Genomic DNA, 1,080 nt, shown 5'->3' with positions numbered 1-1,080 from the left:
TTGTGGCGCGGGAGCTTGCAGTGGCGAGGGAGCTTGCTCCCGCTGGGCTGCGTAGCGGCCCCAAAAAAGCGGGAGCGCTGCGCACTCCAGCGGGAGCAAGCTCCCTCGCCACAAGAAGCTCCCTGGCCACAGCAAGCTCCCTAGCCACTGCATGCTCCCTGGCCATAAAAAGGCTCTCTCTACCTAAACCCCCCGGCCGCAATCGGCGGCGCACTTTATAAGTGACGGTTGCGCTACAAACCCGCAAAATGCAACGATTCTGGCAAATGCCAACGGCATGGCTCACAAGCCTGTCGATAATAACCATCGTTCCAAACAGACCGGGCCTGCTCAATCTATGCGAATGCGCCTTATGTTACTGGGCGGCGGGAATGCCCTCGGGCAGGCGCTGATTCGCCTCGGTGCGGAGGAAGACATCGGTTTCCTCGCCCCGCGCCCGCCCCAAGACGGCTGGGATGCCGCGAGCCTCACGCAACTGCTCGACGACACCCGTCCCGATGCCTTGATCAATCTCGCCTATTACTTCGACTGGTTTCAGGCGGAGACGGTCAGCGAGACACGCCTGGCCGCCCAGGAATATGCGATCGAGCGCCTGGCTGAACTGTGCCAGCACCACAGCATCACCCTGCTGCAACCGTCCAGCTACCGGGTGTTCGACGGCTCCCGCGCCACCGCCTACAGCGAAAAAGACGAACCCGTGCCCTTGGGCCTGCGAGGCCAGGCGTTGTGGCGCATCGAGCAGAGCGTACGCGCCACCTGCCCGCAGCACGTGCTGTTGCGTTTCGGCTGGCTGCTGGATGACAGCGTCGACGGCACCCTCGGGCGCTTCCTGGCCCGTGCCGAAAAACCTGACGAACTGCTGATGGCCGACGACCGCCGGGGCAACCCGACGCCGGTGGACGATGCCGCGCGGGTGATCATTTCGGTGCTTAAGCAACTGGATTGCGCCGCGCCGTTGTGGGGCACTTATCACTATGCCGGCCACGAAGCGACTACCCCGCTGGCGCTGGGGCAGGCGATCCTGACCGAAGCGCGCAACTTCCACCCGCTGGCCGTGGAAGCGCCGACCGCCCAGGCCCA

Annotated in this window: 1 protein-coding gene; it reads left to right on the top strand. The window is 64.3% G+C overall.

Translation table 11 applies throughout. The features are described 5' to 3' along the window. Positions 1 to 337: 337 nt before the first annotated feature. Positions 338 to 1,080 (top strand): sugar nucleotide-binding protein (locus HX846_RS35475; protein WP_178967275.1); only part of this gene is annotated, 743 nt, incomplete at its 3' end.

The organism is Pseudomonas sp. K5002 (assembly GCF_013386655.1).
Lineage (GTDB): Bacteria > Pseudomonadota > Gammaproteobacteria > Pseudomonadales > Pseudomonadaceae > Aquipseudomonas.
This window is presented reverse-complemented; position numbering and strand designations above follow the sequence as displayed.